This window comes from Shewanella sp. MF08487 (assembly GCF_050848685.1).
Classification (GTDB): domain Bacteria; phylum Pseudomonadota; class Gammaproteobacteria; order Enterobacterales; family Shewanellaceae; genus Shewanella; species Shewanella glacialipiscicola.
Genome location: NZ_JBOZPB010000015.1, coordinates 41,897 through 58,084, shown reverse-complemented (window position 1 = coordinate 58,084; position 16,188 = coordinate 41,897). Strand labels below are relative to the sequence as shown.

General features: G+C 47.0%; 16 protein-coding genes. 10 read left to right on the top strand and 6 right to left on the bottom strand.

Annotated elements, in window-relative coordinates; genetic code table 11:
* From ACRN9H_RS11755 to ACRN9H_RS11725, 7 genes are all read left to right on the top strand, one after another.
* A complete protein-coding gene (locus tag ACRN9H_RS11755) occupies window positions 1-1,371 on the top strand; it encodes an ATP-binding cassette domain-containing protein (protein ID WP_432313871.1) in 1,371 nt (456 codons plus the stop codon).
* Window positions 1,361-2,041 (top strand): CbiQ family ECF transporter T component, encoded by a 681-nt coding sequence (locus tag ACRN9H_RS11750; RefSeq protein ID WP_432313869.1) that lies wholly within the window; start codon window positions 1,361-1,363, stop codon window positions 2,039-2,041. The genes ACRN9H_RS11755 and ACRN9H_RS11750 overlap by 11 nt, the downstream gene beginning before the upstream one ends.
* Entirely contained in the window at window positions 2,034-2,576 is a 543-nt protein-coding gene (locus ACRN9H_RS11745; protein ID WP_432313867.1) for a core component of ECF transporter, read from the top strand. The genes ACRN9H_RS11750 and ACRN9H_RS11745 overlap by 8 nt, the downstream gene beginning before the upstream one ends.
* 29 nt (window positions 2,577-2,605) lie before the next feature.
* Window positions 2,606-3,343, top strand: a complete 738-nt coding sequence (locus ACRN9H_RS11740; RefSeq protein WP_432313866.1) for a DNA-binding protein — start codon at window positions 2,606-2,608, stop codon at window positions 3,341-3,343.
* A gap of 49 nt (window positions 3,344-3,392) precedes the next feature.
* Entirely contained in the window at window positions 3,393-3,629 is a 237-nt protein-coding gene (locus tag ACRN9H_RS11735; protein WP_432313864.1) for a hypothetical protein, read from the top strand.
* Window positions 3,630-3,852: 223 nt separating this feature from the next.
* Window positions 3,853-5,079 (top strand): HD-GYP domain-containing protein, encoded by a 1,227-nt coding sequence (locus ACRN9H_RS11730; protein WP_432313862.1) that lies wholly within the window; start codon window positions 3,853-3,855, stop codon window positions 5,077-5,079.
* Window positions 5,080-5,190: 111 nt separating this feature from the next.
* Window positions 5,191-5,826 (top strand): paraquat-inducible protein A, encoded by a 636-nt coding sequence (locus ACRN9H_RS11725; RefSeq protein WP_432313860.1) that lies wholly within the window; start codon window positions 5,191-5,193, stop codon window positions 5,824-5,826.
* 65 nt (window positions 5,827-5,891) lie between these two features.
* Here the strand turns inward: ACRN9H_RS11725 and ACRN9H_RS11720 are convergent, their stop codons facing one another.
* From ACRN9H_RS11720 to ACRN9H_RS11705, 4 genes are read right to left on the bottom strand one after another with little or no spacing between them, the layout of a single operon-like run.
* Window positions 5,892-6,197: a DUF3240 family protein gene (locus tag ACRN9H_RS11720; protein WP_248992622.1), complete on the bottom strand. Its 306-nt coding sequence runs from the start codon at window positions 6,195-6,197 to the stop codon at window positions 5,892-5,894.
* Entirely contained in the window at window positions 6,194-9,247 is a 3,054-nt protein-coding gene (locus tag ACRN9H_RS11715; protein ID WP_432313858.1) for an efflux RND transporter permease subunit, read from the bottom strand. The genes ACRN9H_RS11720 and ACRN9H_RS11715 overlap by 4 nt, the downstream gene beginning before the upstream one ends.
* Before the next feature lies 1 nt (window position 9,248).
* Entirely contained in the window at window positions 9,249-10,277 is a 1,029-nt protein-coding gene (locus ACRN9H_RS11710) for a membrane fusion-like protein (RefSeq protein WP_432313856.1), read from the bottom strand.
* Window positions 10,274-11,497 (bottom strand): metal transporter, encoded by a 1,224-nt coding sequence (locus tag ACRN9H_RS11705; protein WP_432313854.1) that lies wholly within the window; start codon window positions 11,495-11,497, stop codon window positions 10,274-10,276. The genes ACRN9H_RS11710 and ACRN9H_RS11705 overlap by 4 nt, the downstream gene beginning before the upstream one ends.
* 145 nt (window positions 11,498-11,642) lie before the next feature.
* On the opposite strand from ACRN9H_RS11705, the gene ACRN9H_RS11700 reads away from it, so the two are divergent.
* Together ACRN9H_RS11700 and ACRN9H_RS11695 are read left to right on the top strand one after the other, a co-directional pair.
* Complete coding sequence (locus ACRN9H_RS11700) at window positions 11,643-12,188, top strand: helix-turn-helix transcriptional regulator (RefSeq protein ID WP_432313852.1); 546 nt, start codon at window positions 11,643-11,645, stop codon at window positions 12,186-12,188.
* A 114-nt stretch (window positions 12,189-12,302) separates the two neighbouring features.
* Entirely contained in the window at window positions 12,303-12,449 is a 147-nt protein-coding gene (locus ACRN9H_RS11695; RefSeq protein ID WP_432313934.1) for a hypothetical protein, read from the top strand.
* Window positions 12,450-12,472: 23 nt separating this feature from the next.
* On the opposite strand, the gene ACRN9H_RS11690 is transcribed toward ACRN9H_RS11695, so the two are convergent.
* Together ACRN9H_RS11690 and ACRN9H_RS11685 are read right to left on the bottom strand one after the other, a co-directional pair.
* A complete protein-coding gene (locus ACRN9H_RS11690; protein WP_432313850.1) occupies window positions 12,473-13,423 on the bottom strand; it encodes a YeiH family protein in 951 nt (316 codons plus the stop codon).
* A gap of 260 nt (window positions 13,424-13,683) precedes the next feature.
* Entirely contained in the window at window positions 13,684-14,247 is a 564-nt protein-coding gene (locus ACRN9H_RS11685; RefSeq protein WP_432313848.1) for a malate synthase, read from the bottom strand.
* 254 nt (window positions 14,248-14,501) lie between these two features.
* Between ACRN9H_RS11685 and ACRN9H_RS11680 the strand changes: the two genes are divergently transcribed.
* Window positions 14,502-16,031: a DUF3612 domain-containing protein gene (locus tag ACRN9H_RS11680; RefSeq protein WP_432313846.1), complete on the top strand. Its 1,530-nt coding sequence runs from the start codon at window positions 14,502-14,504 to the stop codon at window positions 16,029-16,031.
* Window positions 16,032-16,188 lie beyond the last annotated feature (157 nt).

Here is a 16,188-nt window from a genome sequence, read left to right as displayed (position 1 = left end):
ATGAAACTACTAGCGCTCGAAGGCGTTAGCTTCAACTATGGCAGCCAGTTACCGACGGTATTACAGGAGGTTAACTTGGCGATTGGCACCGGCCAATGCCATTGCGTGAGCGGTCCTACGGGCTCTGGGAAATCGAGTCTGCTAAACCTACTGGCGGGCATGTTAAATCGCCCGCATGAAGGCGACATCTGGCGTTACCCACAACTGATTACGGGGCTGGTGATGCAAGACCCGCAAACTCAGCTCCTTCGGCAAACTGTTGGCGCGGAAGTGGCTTTCGCGTTAGAAAACCTCGGTATTCCCGCCGAGAAAATGCTACCTAAAGTGCAATTAGCACTGCGGCGCGTGGGCTTATATCTGCGTCTCGATACCCAAGTCAGCACGCTTTCCCTCGGCCAAAAATATCGTCTAATGATTGCCGCTCAACTGGTGTGCGAGCCGCATTTACTGCTGCTCGATGAGCCTTGGGCGCAACTCGATGATCACGGTGTGAGTGAGCTGCTGGTCGTGCTTCGCAATCTTATCCAAGATGGCATGGCGCTAGTGTTGGTTGAACATAACGCCTCGGCTTTCGCTGAGATTATTCAGCATTACTGGCAGTTAGAGGCGGGCAAGCTATCCGAAGGCATCTATACCGTGACCGATGCGCCGCAAGTTGAGGCACCTGCGTGGCGAAATCAACCTAAGTTTGAGCATTTGGGTAAAGTCTTGGTTAGCGCCGAAGCCTTTGAGTTTGGGTTCGATGCTTGTCCCACGTTATTTGCGTGTCCGCACGGATTCCAACTGCAGGCGGGTGAGATAGTGACCTTAGTGGGAGATAACGGCTCAGGTAAAACCAGCTTATTAAAAAGCTTGGCGGGTGTGCTTAACTTGAAGCAGCGACTGCCAATTAAGGTGCTAGGGCGAAGACCTAAGCTTGGCGTTTACGGTGCTGACCTAGGACTGTTGATGCAAAGACCGAGTCGACAATTGTTTGAGACCAGCGTGCTAGCCGAAATGCAGTTTAGCCTTAGGCGTTTTGAGCTCCCCAAAGAGCGCGCGGCGCAGATGCTGGATGAATTAGATTTATTTGGCTTAGCTCAGTTGTCACCCCACAAATTATCCTATGGCCAACAGCACTTGATTGCCTTAGCGTCACTCGCTTGCCTAAGCCCTAAAGTATTGCTTTTGGACGATCCATTGGCGGGGATGGATAAGCATTACTACGGCAAAGTGTGGTACTTACTGAAGCGGTTAAGCTCCCAAGGTTGTGCTGTTTTGCTCAGCAGCCACAGAAGCATTGAACACACCGCTGTGTCACGGCAATTGAGTTTGCGTAATGGCCTATTAGTGGAGGAATTGATTGAAACAGGAGGGCGTTATGTGGGCTAGTTGTCGGCGCCTGCGCGCACTGCGGTATTGGTGTCATGAGCGGAGGGAAACGGCACTCTGTGCGTTGTCGCTGCTATTGGTGTGCGTGCTCTCAGCCTGTGCTTTTGTATTGCCCGCTGCTTTACTCTTGCCATTAGCAGGGCTTAATGGACTGCTTGTTATCCACGGTTTGCTGCGGCGCGGCAGTATTTTGGGCGTGCTCAAGCTAGGTTTAGTGCAACTTAGCATCACTCTGAGTTTGTACTTAATTCTTTATGGTGTTGAGCATTTAGCCCAAGGCGCTGTGGTGGTTGCGCGTATTATTTTGGCGACCACTCCCGGTTGGTGGCTGTGTATTACGGCAGCTCCGGAGCGGATTGGTGAAGTGTTAAGTGCGTTTTTACCGACCAAGTGGGCCTTTGTGGTCGCGGCATCCTTAAGTTTATTGCCCTATATGGCAGATGAAATCCGCGAGATATATCAGATCCAGTGTTTGCGCGGGGCACGCATTACACCTAAGGCGCTGCGTAACCCTAAAAATTGGTCCGAGTTGGTGTATTGCGTGTTATTTCCCGTCTTAATCCAATTACTTAAATTATCTCGCCAGATGGCCGTTGCAGCGCAGAGCCGTCACTTTGGTTTAGCGCAACGGCCAACACATTGGCATTCACCGAGAGACAATAATGATTAAAAAAATCCCGCTGAGTTTACAAGACTCCCTATTTGTTGGCTTTTGCGCCACCTTGCTGGTGGCATTAACGGGCATGTTAAGGCTGAAGTTGGGCTTGTCTGGTCACAGCATGTTCCTGATGAGCTTCTTTTATCTGATCTGTTATGGCGTGTTAGGTCGTTTCGGCAGCATGACGGCATGCGGTGTTATCGCGGGCATAGTGGCCATGGCTTTAGGCGTAGGTAAAGGCGGGCCTATGATTTTACTGAAGTTTGCCTTGCCAGCCATTGCAATGGATCTCGTCGCCTTACTCTTGCCGCTCAGTCTGAACTTGCACTGGCGCTGCGTGATCTTAGGCATTGCAGGCTGTATCGCTTGGGCGGGCAAAGTGGCACTCACCAATGTGCTCGCGGGCATGGCGCTGGATGTTGTGTTGATTCAATGGAGCTTAAGTGTATTAAAAGGCGGCTTTTTCGCCACATTGGGCGCCTTGCTTGTACCGCCTGTGCTGATGCGATTAAAAGCCCATGACCTGTTACACCGTGACAAATTTTAAAAACCTTTTTAAAGCTTTAGGAAATGCAGATGAAAAATTGGCTGATTTGTATCGACGATACCGATGATATAGGCACTAAGGGCACGGGCGAAATTGCCGAGGAAATCGCCCATCTGCTCGCGAATATGTCGGGCGGCCATGCCTCCTTTGTAACGCGGCATCAATTGTTTGTGCACCCCGATATACCTTACACCTCGCACAACAGTGCCATGTGTTTTGCGCTGCGCTCGCCATTGACGCAGGCTGAGATCCATCAACATGCCGTTGCGCACTTGGTCGCGGAATCAGCTCCAGCTGCCGATCCTGGCATCGCCATACTCGGTGTCGACTCTCAATATGACGCCGCGGCTTTAATGGATTTTGGCCGCAGAGCTAAGATTGAAGTGATCACTAAAGCGGCGGCCTATGATTTGGCTGAACAACTTAACATTCAGCTGACCGAACATGGCGGCACAGGCCAAGGTGTTATTGGTGCGTTAGCGGGATTAGGGCTACGTTTGATGGGCAGCGACGGCAGAGTAAAAGGCCAGATTAAACTTGGCCAATTTGAGGATGTTATACTCGAACTCAGCGTTGCTGATATCCTCGAGCAGACCGGACTTGATGCTGTGATGAGCATGGACAAGCATCGACTTGCGCAGGATGAGCGAGTACAGCTGAAGGGGAAAGTCAAAGCGGTATACCTTGAACACCAGTTTGTATTGCTCGTTCACCAAGAGGCAGAACAATGGCGCAATGCTGGAAAGCAAGCTCTGCAGACCTATTAGCGTAAATAGAGAGACTTTTAATTGTGAGACGTTAAAAAGAGGGTGCTAAATGGATCTCAACTTGGTCGAACACGCATTTGAATTAAAGGATGACCGCTGGATTTTTAAGGCGGGACTGGCTAAATATTCACAGGCGAGGCAAGTGGCCAATCAGTGTACTCGTTTTATCCCAGATGATGAGGATGAGCAGATCGACGACGAGCCCCGCTCCTGCTACAACTGCCAATATCGGCGCTGGATAGTCGCCGGTTTTGAATGCTTATCTATCAGGCGTTCATTGATTTAATGTTAAAAAGCAATATTGCAGGCCTTATTTCATCTACTTAAGTTTGGCGCATGTCTTTTAGCAACAAAGTCTATAGTGATTATCTAATACTCAGTTTAGAATGCCCTCACGTTTGCTCTATAATTATAAATAAATAACAACAGAAGATGTGCGCGTAAGTCGCTTTAGTATCGTATGTTTAAATTGATATATTATTCAGGCAATCATCCTTGGGGTTGTAGATATGAATGAGTCGGCAGAATTAGTTGACCTGATAAAATTACCTGTGTCGCAACTGACATTAGGCATGTTTGTCTGTGCCATAGACAAACAGGATAAAGGCCAACTTGCGATTACTAATGCAGGGCAAATAAAACATAAGGATGCGATTTCTAAGCTAACGAAAAGCGGTATCAAATTTGTTTGGGTTGATGCGCAGCGCTCTGCTGAGTATTGTGGTTTAAGTAAGAAAACGACTAACCCCCCTCATTCTCCAGTCCATCCAGCTCCTCCAATTATTAGTGAGCCAGAAAGTCAAGAAATACCCATAAGTCGTGAAAAGCAACAAGCTCAAGCAAAGGTGATGCTGAGTGAGGCTAAAGATCTTATTCGTAAAGTATTATCCGAAACCTTTGAAGGCAAAGCTATTGAGGTTGGACCGTTCGAGGCTTTAGCAGACAACATGATAGAGTCTGTTATGTTGGATGCTGACGCGCTTAAATGTATGTCAGCGCTGCGCTCAAAAGATGCTTATCTACTTGAACATTCAGTGAATGTCGCTTTTTTATTAGTAACCTTTGGCAAGTACTTACAATTTGATCGTGATAAATTACGAGAAATGGCCGTCGGCGGGATTTTACATGATATCGGTAAAATTAAAGTCGACAATAAAGTGCTGCATAAGCCGGGTAAACTGACGCCGGAAGAATTCGAACATATGAAGTTGCATCAAGTGTATGCGCTAGCAATTATGAACGAAGCCAAAGGATTATCGCAAACAAGTAAAGATATCTGTTTAATGCATCACGAAAAACTCGATGGGCGCGGTTACCCAAGGGGCTTAAAAGATGATCAAATCCCTCTTCATGGTCGCATGAGTTGCATCGTCGATATCTTTGATGCCTTAACAGCCACGCGCTGTTATAAAGAAGCCATGAGCCCAGCAGCAGCCTTTAAAATTTTGCTCAGTTTAACGCCATTTCACTTAGATCAACAATTGGTCTACGAGTTTATTCGTTGTATCGGTATTTATCCTGTGGGCTCCTTAGTTGAATTATCGGATGGCCGAGTTGGTATTGTCTGGGCTTCGAAGGACAGAGATGCACTACATCCTGTGGTGAAGTGTTTTTATTCTCTAAAATTCAAGCGTTATACAGATGTCGCTATGGTAGACCTATTAACGTCCGAACTTTATATTGAGCGTGGTGTATCACCGAGTTCATTGGATATTGATCCAACGCCTTTCTATTAATCCTCATATTCTTATTCATAATGCCGCCATCTTCGCTGATGGCAGGCGTGAACGATTGCAGAGCCTAGGTTAAAAACCGTAAACTGAATATCTTTTCCGGTCGGCAATGCGATGAACAGTGCGATGAAATCACTATCTCCTATTTTTATCATTCTCCTATCCTTGGCTTTGTTAATCCCTGGGGTGACTCAACCTATTTTGAGTATTAGCGGCAGTATCGATAAGGCAAAGCTGGCGGAACAAGGCATAGAGCAAGTTGCCGAAAGCTTTGATGAGGACTCGGGGCGCGACAGCGCTCGTGGTATGTTGAGTATGGTCAGTGGTTTGCTGGGGCTCAATAGCCTTAAGGGCGAAGTCGAAGTGTTGCAGAAAACCCGCAGTATTTGGGGAACGGTAACCGAACTTTATCACTCTGGGAACGGGCTCGTCGCGGGATTAGTCATGTTATTCAGCGTGGTGGTGCCGGCCTTGAAGTTGAGTTTAATGCTGGTACAGCAATGTGTGAGTTCGATTGGTCTGAAACTGAGGATTAATGCCGTCGTCAATGCACTCGCTAAGTGGTCGATGGCCGATGTGTTTGTGGTGGCGCTGATCATCACCTTTATGGCGGGGAACGCCTCAGGTGGTATGGGGGAAATGCTAAAAACCCAAGCGCAATTTGAAAATGGATTTTACTTCTTTACCGCGTACTGCATTTTATCGATTTTGAGTGGTTTTTTAGTGCGGCGTCCAACGCCAATTTTGTAGCGAGTTTATAAGGCATGCCGACCTTAGCGATAAGGTCGGATGCCTAGATTTAACCGCGCAGTGAGTTAGGACAAAGTGCCATTTTGATAAATGGGCATAATCCAATAGCGGCAGGGATTATGTTTGCAGACCAAAGCCAGTGCATCGAGCAGCGCCGCTTGTTGCGCAGCGGGGTGCATGATTTCGAATTTGCAAAACTCCCGATAACCTTCCACTTGTTCCTTGATATTAAAATGGCTGTGTTCACGGCTAAAACCACAAATATTCCCTAGGCTAAAACCCGACAGAAACTCTAACTCTATCAAGGTATCGACTATGTCGTCCTTAATATCATTTTGGGCGATCAGTACTAACAGTTGTTCTGTGCTCATTTACGTTTCTCCAGCCAAAAATACAGAATTGGCAGTAAATACAGTGTGGTAATGGTTGAAGTGAGCAGACCGCCAATCACCACAATCGCTAAAGGTTTTTGAATTTCAGCCCCAGGGCCCGAGGCAAATACCAGCGGCATAAGACCAAACATGGCCGTTGTCGCCGTCATCAAAATGGGACGTAAACGCCGCGCCGCACCTTGTTCCACCCGTTCGCGCAGGTTGCTGAACATGTGCTTGGTTTGTTCGTAATAGCTGACCATCACCACGCCATTGAGTACAGCGACGCCGAGCAGGGCGATAAAGCCAACCGAGGCGGGCACTGATAAATATTCTCCCGACAAATACAGGCTAACTATGCCGCCCATCATAGCGAAGGGAACGTTGGCGAGGATTAAGCCCGCTTTGGCAAGCGAGCCAAATGTCGTAAATAAAATCAGGGTGATCAGTGCGATAGCAATGGGGATCACTAGTAGTAAATTGCTGGTTGCCCGCTGTTGGTTTTCAAACTCGCCACCAAAACTCACGCTATAACCGCTCGGAAGTTTGATTTCCTGCGCAATTTTAGCGTTGAGCTCTTCTACAAAACTCACGATATCGCGACCTTGCACGTTAGTGGTGATCACTGAAAAGCGATTCCCTTGCTCACGCTCGATAAGGATGGGGCCTTGCTTATAGCTTAAGGTAGCGACATCAATCAGGCGTTTTAAGGAGTGATCTGGCATCACCAGTAACTGATTTTTAAGCTCATTAATGCTGCTTAAGTGGCTCTGATTGTTAGCCATCAGCACGGGTGTGCGCTTTTTACCTTGCAGCACTTCGGTCACGATAACGCCTTCGAGCTGGCTTTTCAGGTAGCGAGCAAACTCCATGGTGCTCATGCCAAAGCCACGGGCGAGCTCGTTATCTAAGGTGAGGTTGATAAAAGGACTACCTTCGATCATCGCCATTTTCACATCGACGCTGCCGCTAGTGGTATTAACCAGCTGTTGGATTTGGCTCGTGAGCTGACCTAAGGTGTCGATATCGTTACCAAAGACCTTGATCGCCACGTCGCCAATGCTGCCAGTGAGCATTTCGGATACGCGCATTTGTATCGGTTGAGTAAAGTTAAAATTAACGCCGGGATAGTCCAATAACACAGTGCGGATCGCATCGATAAGTGCTTCTTTATTGGCAAAGCGCCATTCGCTGCGGGGCAAAAGTTCTAAGAATACATCGGTTTCATTGAGTCCCATGGGATCTAAGCCGATTTCATCCGCGCCAGTACGCGCCACCATCTGTTTGATTTCAGGTACTTTGGCTAGCAAAGTTTGCTGAATTTGCTTGTCGATGGCAATCGAAGCCTCGAGTGAAATTGACGGAGACTTCTCCAGCTGCAGGATAATGTCGCCTTCATCTAAGGTCGGCATAAAGGTTTTTCCCACTAACCCGAACAGCCCTAGACTGACAATAAGCAAGCTAAAGGCGATTACCATAAAGCGTTTTTGATGGCTAAACGTGCCCTTGAGACTGCCCAGATAAAGCTGTTTAAGCTTTTCAATCGCCTTAGGTTCCTTGGCGGCTTTTTCGTTGACGAGATAAGAAGCAATAACCGGAATAACAGTTAACGACAACACCAGCGCCGACAGCATGGCAAACACGATAGTGACCGCAACTGGGGTAAAGAGTTTACCTTCGAGCCCGCTCAAGGTCAGCAAGGGCGAGAATACTATCATGACGATCACTGTGCCCGACACCACGGGGATGGCAACGTCCTTGGTCGCGCGAAAAATCAAATGCAGCCGCGGTAATCTCTGCTTTGTGGCGATGAGATTCACCATGTTTTCGACTACGACCACAGATGAATCCACTAACATGCCGATGGCGATAACGAGCCCGCCTAGACTCATTAAGTTCGCAGAAAGATTGAAGTAATCCATCATCAAAAACGTCATCAGCGCGGCAAGAGGCAGCGAGAGTGACACGACCAATGCGGCGCGCACGTTACCTAAAAACAACGCCAGCAAGATGATTACCAGCACTACGGCTTCGAATAAGGCATTGGAGATGGTATCAATCGCGGTATTGATCAGATTCGCGCGGTCGTAAAAGGTGTTGATCTGGCTCCCTTCTGGTAAGGTTAGGCTGATTTGATCGAGTTTTTCTTTAATGTTTTTGACTACTTGTGCGGTATTGGCGTCTTTTAGGGCGATGATTAAGGCTTCAGCGGTTTCGTTACCGTCCTTAGTGACTGCGCCATAGCGGGCTAAGTGGCCAATTTGAATATCGGCCAAATCCTGCAGTCGATACACTCTGGCATCATCGGCCTTGATCACTAATTGTTTGAGCTCGTCGATATCATCGATGCGACCTTCGGCGCGCACTATGATGGCATCTGTACCAATGGTGAGCTTGCCCGCACCTTCGTTGTGATTATTCTCCACTATCGCTTGTTGCAGCGCCGCAAAACTTACGCCCGCGGCCGCCATAGCCGCAGGTTTGGGGGTCACACTAAAGCTTTTGGCATAGCCACCGAGGATATTCACATCGGCGACACCTGCAACGGTTCGTAGTAGCGGACGGATTTCCCATTCGAGTAATTGCCGTCTTTCCATCAGCGAAAGATTGGGATTTTCGAGTGAAAACATAAAGATTTCGCTGAGCGGCGTACTCATTGGCGCCACGCCGCCCGTCACACCTTCAGGAAAACTATCCCACACGGCGGCGATGCGCTCGCTCACCTGCTGGCGCGCCCAATAGATATCTGTGCCTTCGTCAAAATCGAGGGTGATATCGCTGATGGCGTATTTAGTGGTCGAGCGCAGAATCGATTGATGGGGAATACCTAACAGTTCGGTTTCAATCGGCACGGTAATTTGCGCTTCGATTTCCTCCGGCGTCATGCCGGGCGCCTTGAGGATGATTTTCACTTGGGTGGGCGAAATATCGGGAAAGGCATCCAAGGGAATGGAAAACCAGGCTCGCGCTCCCGCTAACATGATGATCAGCGCCACAATCAGCACAAATAAGCGCTGCGTAAGCGAAAAGCGGATGACTGAGGTCAACATCTTATTCGCCTCCTAGGCCAAGCATTATGCCTTTGACTGCGGCAACCGACTGGGATAACACTTGGATTTGGCTCAGATCCTGATCGCTTTCAACAATATATTGCTCTGGGGTTGAACCCAGAATATCGATAGTCACTGAGATGAGCGTGTCGGCGGTTTTAGTGAAGACTTGGCTGTCTTGCTCCCAACTGAATACGCTATTTTTAGGCAATAAATACACCGCCTTTTGATACTCGGGTATCACAGTGATATGTTGTCCTAACAGTAAGTTACACTCCTGCGGTACGGGTGATGACCAAGCGGTCACAAACGCACCTTCGGCGATGGCCGACACGGACTCAATGGCGATATGGCACTGATTGATATTCACCGCCGAGAGCGAGTGCGACTGACTCATTGGCACACTGACCTTGACGCGAATGCTGTTGCTGGGCACCAGTGAGAATAGCTGCGAACCCGCCATATAAGGTCCATTCACTTGGTTGAGTTTAACGATCCCCGCCACTGGCGTGCCTACCACTAGGGAGTCTGTGGCGGCATCTGTGCTTTTGACTATCTCCATAAAATGCTGCATGTGCTCGTATTCGAGGTGAGTGCTGAAGTAGTCTTGGCTGATCTCGCGCCATTTTTCGGCGCTGATACTGCCATTGTTTAATAAGGGTTTATTGCGCTCATAACGGCTTTTGGCCAGTTGATATAAGCTGCTAGCGGCTTCGACTTGGGCGAGGTAGTGGAATACTTCTGGCCCAGTCAGTTTGACAATCGCTTGGCCTTTAGTGACGAGCTGGCCTTGGCCGACGAGAAAGCTGATCTGCTGGATATTCTCCGGCGTGCTGATCCAATAATCGTTACCGGGGAGGATTTCAACCTGCGCGGGCAACGGGCTGCCCTCATAACTGGCGACTTTCTGTGGTTGCACATAGCTCAGGTCTAAATTACCGAGGGAGCTTATCGTTAAGGATTCAGCCTGCACTAAGGTGACAACACTGGCGGATAAACAGAAAAGGCATGCGCCGTACTTGGCCATCATAATGAAATTCCTAAGGCTTGCAGTTGTTGGGAGTGCAGTTGTTGCTGCGCGACTTGGTTCAGTGCCAAGCGGGATTCGGTATCGAGGGCATCCATATAGCGGCGCAGCCAGACTTCGTAGCTAACTTGGTTTTGGTCTTTGACCTTAGCCAGCTCTTCAGTGATGGTGCGGCTAAGGTGTAAGGCTTGGGTTAGCAATGTTTGTTGGTCGAGTAAGTTTTGTTGCTGTTGCTCTAGCTTTTTAAGTTGAGTTTTTAGTTCGATATAGGTACGGTCGAGGTTGAGCGTGTGCTCGGTATTGGCTTGTTGCCATTGGGATAATTCGGTTTGTGATAGGGCAGAACCTAAGGTCAGTGGTACAGAAACGGCGATGCCAAGCTGTTGATCATCGACTTGATTATCGGCGGTATTTTTGGCCGTGAGTGAGACAGCCCAAGGATCGTTATTCCCCGCTTGCTGACTCTGGATGATCAACAGCTGTTGCTGTTTCTGTAGGCTCAATAATTGCCATAATGGATGCTGCGCGAGAATGTCATTGGGTTGGTTGTTGGCAGAAAGTGGCCGCGCAGTTTCGGCTATGTCCTGCGGTATTTGCTCTTGTCCGGTGAGTTGTTGATAGAGGGCAAGCGCTTCAGCCTGTTGCTGATTAAGATCGACCCGCTCCAGTGCAATATCCACCAGTTCGCGTTCTAACAAGAGTATGTGGGCAATCGGCAGTTCGCCCGCATCTGTGAGTTGCTTTTGCTGGTTATGGAGTTTGTCGAGTAATTGGCTCTTGCGATCTAATTGGGCCAGTTTTACTGCGGCAAGACGATGTTCCCACAGGCTTTGTCGCAATAATCCCGATAAATACAGGCCTTGAAGCGTGGCTTGTTGCACCTGAATGCCTTGGATGAGTTGTTTAATTTGCTTATCGCTGCTGTGCAAAGCAGGGGATTTTATTGGCAAATTGAGTGAGAGTTCCTGCTCGTAGCTGTTACCATTATCTAGGCTACCTAAGTGACTCAAGCTAATGCTCGGCAGGCCATTGAGCCAAGATGAACTGCTTAAGCTTATTTGTGATTGCGGTAACTGACCACTCGATTGAGATAGAGAATGTAATCTTGCTTGGCTGGTGGTGAGTGCTTGAGATAGCTCGGAATGCGCGGCGTGGCACAGGAAACTGCTGCTGACTAAGGTCGTCAACAGACATAACTTGATACAAGACGTACTGACAGACATAGGACGATTCTATGGTAATAAAGTGTGCTGTCAGTGTAGGGATTGGTGGGCGAAAGTCGTGGGGGACATGTATCATAAAACCGTTTATGGTACATATGTCCCATAAATTAATGGGTTGATTTTGCTTTTATTTAGGAGTTTTTCGATGAAGGATCTTGTCATTATTGGTCTGTTGGCCTTGATCATATGCTTTAAGCTTTTTGACATCACTTCCGACATTCAATTGGGCATTCCCCAATGGCATATTGCCCAGGAAGCCATGTTGTTAGTGCTCACTGTGATTGGTGCCATGTACTTAAGTTATGATCTTATTCGTCGCTCCCGCGAAGTGAAAGCGTTGGCTAAACGGTTGGAGCATGCGGATAAAAAAATCGACAATATGTCGACACAAATGCGCTCTGCCAGACAAGAATACAGCCAAGCTGTGTCGCAGCAATTAGAGACTTGGGGCTTTACTAAGAGTGAGCAGCAAGTGGCATTTTTATTACTTAAAGGCTTAAGTTTTAAAGAAATTGCCGAAGTGCGTCAGACCAAAGAAAAAACCGTCAGACAGCAGGCATCAACCATTTATGGTAAAGCAGCAGTCGATGGACGCCATACTTTCTGTGCTTGGTTTATGGAGGATTTTATCCAAGAGCATAATCAAGATATTGCCGCGAACGAAGCGGCATCAAGCCATAAGGCAGCGTAAATAAGTACAGAACTGACTTAGCTGTTATAGCTATTTGTTATTAATAAATGATATTTGTTAGCCTTTAAGTTCTAAACAATAATGAGCATCCCCTAAGTTTGCAGGAAGATGCAATTGAAGAACTGGTTGATTATCGTGTTTTGCCTGCTTGCCTTAATTGCGTCAACGCAAACCTTCGGATTGGTACGTTCGCTGATTGAATTATGCGCTTTTGTCGGTGTTCTTTTTTTTGCTTGGCGAGTGCAGACGATGGCAGAGTAAATCTCTGCCATCATTAATATTAATTACTGAAAATAAAGAATATACACTAAAGATGTTACACCAATTGCTGCCCACAACATTACCCCAAGTAGTAAAGGCTTTGGGCCACTCGCGCGCATTTTCTGCACAGTAATTCCTGCACCAATCAAAAATAAACACACTACGAGTGCGCGTTTTGAGAGCATAAATAGGGTGTCATAAACTGCATTAAATTGTGGTAACCAATGCGCTACAGCAATCGCTAAGCAATAAAAACCAATAAAATATGGCAGATTTATTTTGCGTTTATTGCCACCAAATATCATAGCGCTGACAAGGGCGATAGGGATAATCCACAGTGCGCGAGAGAGTTTTATGGTTGTGGCGATTTTTAAGGCTTCGTCACCATAGGCTGACGCAGCACCGACAACCGATGAGGTGTCGTGGATGGCAATGGCACTCCACACGCCAAAATCGTATTGGCTCATGTTGAGTAAATGGCCAATGGCGGGGAATAAAAATAGTGCAACTGAATTGAGCACAAACACACAGGCTAATGCCGTGGCAGTTTGGTCATTTTTGGCATTAATAGCAGGGGCGACAGCAGCAATCGCACTACCGCCACAGATAGCGGTGCCAGATGCAATTAAGTGGCCTGTCACGTGATCAAATTTGAGGGCGCGAGTGAGTATAAAACCAAGGCCGAGAGTGAAAAAAATCGAACCTACAATCAAACCAAAGTTGTGGGTACTGGCTTCTATGGCGGTGGTGACATTAATGCCAAACCCTAAGCCAATGATTGAATAAGACAGGAGCTTTTTAGTCAGTGCTGCGATATTCCATTGTACCGGCACCCAACCTAAGCTTGCTAAAGTAAATCCTAGCACTAACGCCATAGGGGATGAGATAAAAGGTGTGAGGCATAATAAGCCCGCACAGATAAAAATAATGCGCTGACGTTTATTAACGTCTTGTAATTTTGATGAAAATTTCATAGCTACCTATGCACTAGCGATTAAATGTTATCGTTCCAACCTCATATATTCACACTAAACGGCTAATGCAAAATGGTCATCAATAAAAACTGATATTGGAAAACGATGCTAGGGGCATTATAGCTGTGAGTATTAGCTTCAATAAAATCAATTAAACTTATCTTTATCATCAATTTTATTTATTGCTTTGGTGGGGTACATTTGCGCAAAGGTAAAGCAGCGGAGATCAACTGTGGCGCAGTTAATCTCCTGAGAGGAATTTATAAATTTACGATATTTTTCAAGTCGTAATCGCTGCCATCTTTTGCTGTAAATAACTTATCTTGAGTATCGTTAGCGCTAGGCATACCGACATGTAGCAAGCTAAGCCAATGGCGTGATGCCGCAGAGCGTACCTCGGTGGTTTCCATTACCATGCTTAACGGCGCTTCTATTTGAATGTCTTCCAAATTGGCAACATCTCTGGCACCTATCATGCCGCAGCGGTCAAAACTCAGCTCAACGTGACAATCTTGGTCTTGCAGTACGATAGCGCTGGGCGCATCTTTAGTGCCATTAAAGGCCACAAACTGCTTTGGTTGGCGTAAACCACTGTGGCTGCCGTCAGCAAAAAAGGCTAACAGATGTTGGTAGTAAACCACATAGCTGCTCACATCTTGATGCGAACCTGAGTTAAGTGGAAAGAGTTGGTCGATGAATAGTTTCGCCTTGGCGATTTTCTCGTGCTCGGCAATCTCCACGTGGGCCACGGCTAGGACTTCTTCTGCGATGAGGCTGTTTAAATTTGTTTGGATCTGGTTGTTGCTGATAATTGACATAGTCATCGCTCGTTCCTCTACTCTTTCAATTTAACAAATACGGTTCAGGGTTTCGGTTTAACTTTTGATTTTTCAAAGTTTGTCTTCAACTTGGTTTGTCCGCTTTAAGTGCTTGCTGTAAGTACTAGTGGTTAAGCATTTCTAGAATTTGGCTGACTCAAGTTGTTTACTTGAATCGTTTTTCTATTGCTTAATTTGTAGTCTAGTCTTTTTTTGTTTACAATTTCACAATAGAAATTTTACACTGTGAATTTTACAAAATGCGTAATGACCAGAGCTTGATGAGAAAATCACACTTCCTAGGCACAAAAATACGTAACCTACGGAAACGTAATAACTTAACTATGGAAGACTTATCGGCACGTTGTATTAGAGTCGACTCTGGAAGCGCGCCCTCTGTGTCATATTTGTCGATGATTGAACGTGGAAAGCGCGTGCCGAGTGCCGCTATGCTGGCGGTGATCGCGACAGTTTTTCAAAAAGATGTCGATTGGTTCCTTGACGATGTGCCCGAAGAAAGTGCTATTACGCCGGACAAGGGCCGCCGAGGGGGGATTAGCGGTATGGCGCTAGAGCCTAGCTTTTTGTTTTCCAATGATATTTTGCAAATTGCGATACCTGAAATGTTATCGCAGACCGGAATTTCTGGCCGACAGTTTGCCCATTTACTGATCCGCGCCCATCAAGAGCATCACCAAAACCACTTTCCTGATCTTGAGCGTGCTGCCGAAGAGGTTGGCCTTAAACGTATGCCATTATCCCTTGAGGATATGCTGGATATTGCCAAGGGAATAGGGCTTATCATCAAATGGGTAGATAACACACCACAGGAAGTTATCGACGAAATGGGCGGTAGCTCTCGTCAACTTGTGACGTCTTTTTTTGAGCCGCCCAATACTATTTATATGAATAAAATGCTTAAAAATCGTCCGAGTAGATTGAAGTACGATTTAGCCGCACACATAGGTCATTGTGTACTCCACAACAAAGACGGTTTGAAGAGTGTAATGATTTCAGGCCGAAAGTTGGAAATGGACGAAGAAGTGACACTGCAGTCCAACACATTAAACGCACAGGATATTTTGCACGCATGGCGTGACTTTGAGTCGAGCTTTTTTGCCGGCGCCTTGTTATGCCCTAAAGTACCGTATCGGCAATTACTCGATCGTCACGGCTACGAGATTGCAGTGCATAAACAACTGCAAGTGTCGGCGTCGGTAGCTATGCGGCGTATGACTGTGGTATCGCCGTATCCCCATTGGCATTATTTTGATGCTTATGCACCAGGTAAGCTTAAAGCGGTGTACCGTGGTAATGGTATTCCGCTGCCTTGGGGCAATATGCGGTTAGTGGAAGACCCTTGTCAGCACTGGGCTGTGTTTAGGATGATCAGCGAGCCAACGGTTGGCACATCGGCACAGATTTCGATTTTAAATGTCGGTAACGAACCCCGAATTTACTGCTGTGAATCGATTAAAGTCGAAGATTCGGCTGGCAACCCGCATGTGCTCTGCGCCGGCATAGATTTAAATCCGGCGATTGAAGCCCAAGGTAAAGATGCCTTATCTATCGCCCACGATTTGAAGAATGCCTGTGTCGCCAGCGGCGGTTCAGTCGCTATTCCTAAACACATTAAAAGCGATCTGGTGAGCGTTGCTAAAATCCTCAATATTAATTGGGTAGAACGTGGCATCAAAAATGATGCCCGCTTAATTTGCTCCCGTGGCGCCGTATGCCCGCGCCAACCGAGTTGTTATCAAGCGGGTAAGTCACAATGCGATGGCAGTTAAATCGGCGACTCTGGGAATAAATAGTGTGGTTGAGTAGTTATGTTTGTCGTTTTCTGCATTGAGCCACTCTCGCCACTATCTCATTCTCGATAATGCTAAGCGTTAAGTTTGAAAGTTAAGCATAAAAAGTTAGCCACAAAAAAGTGCCGATTCATTA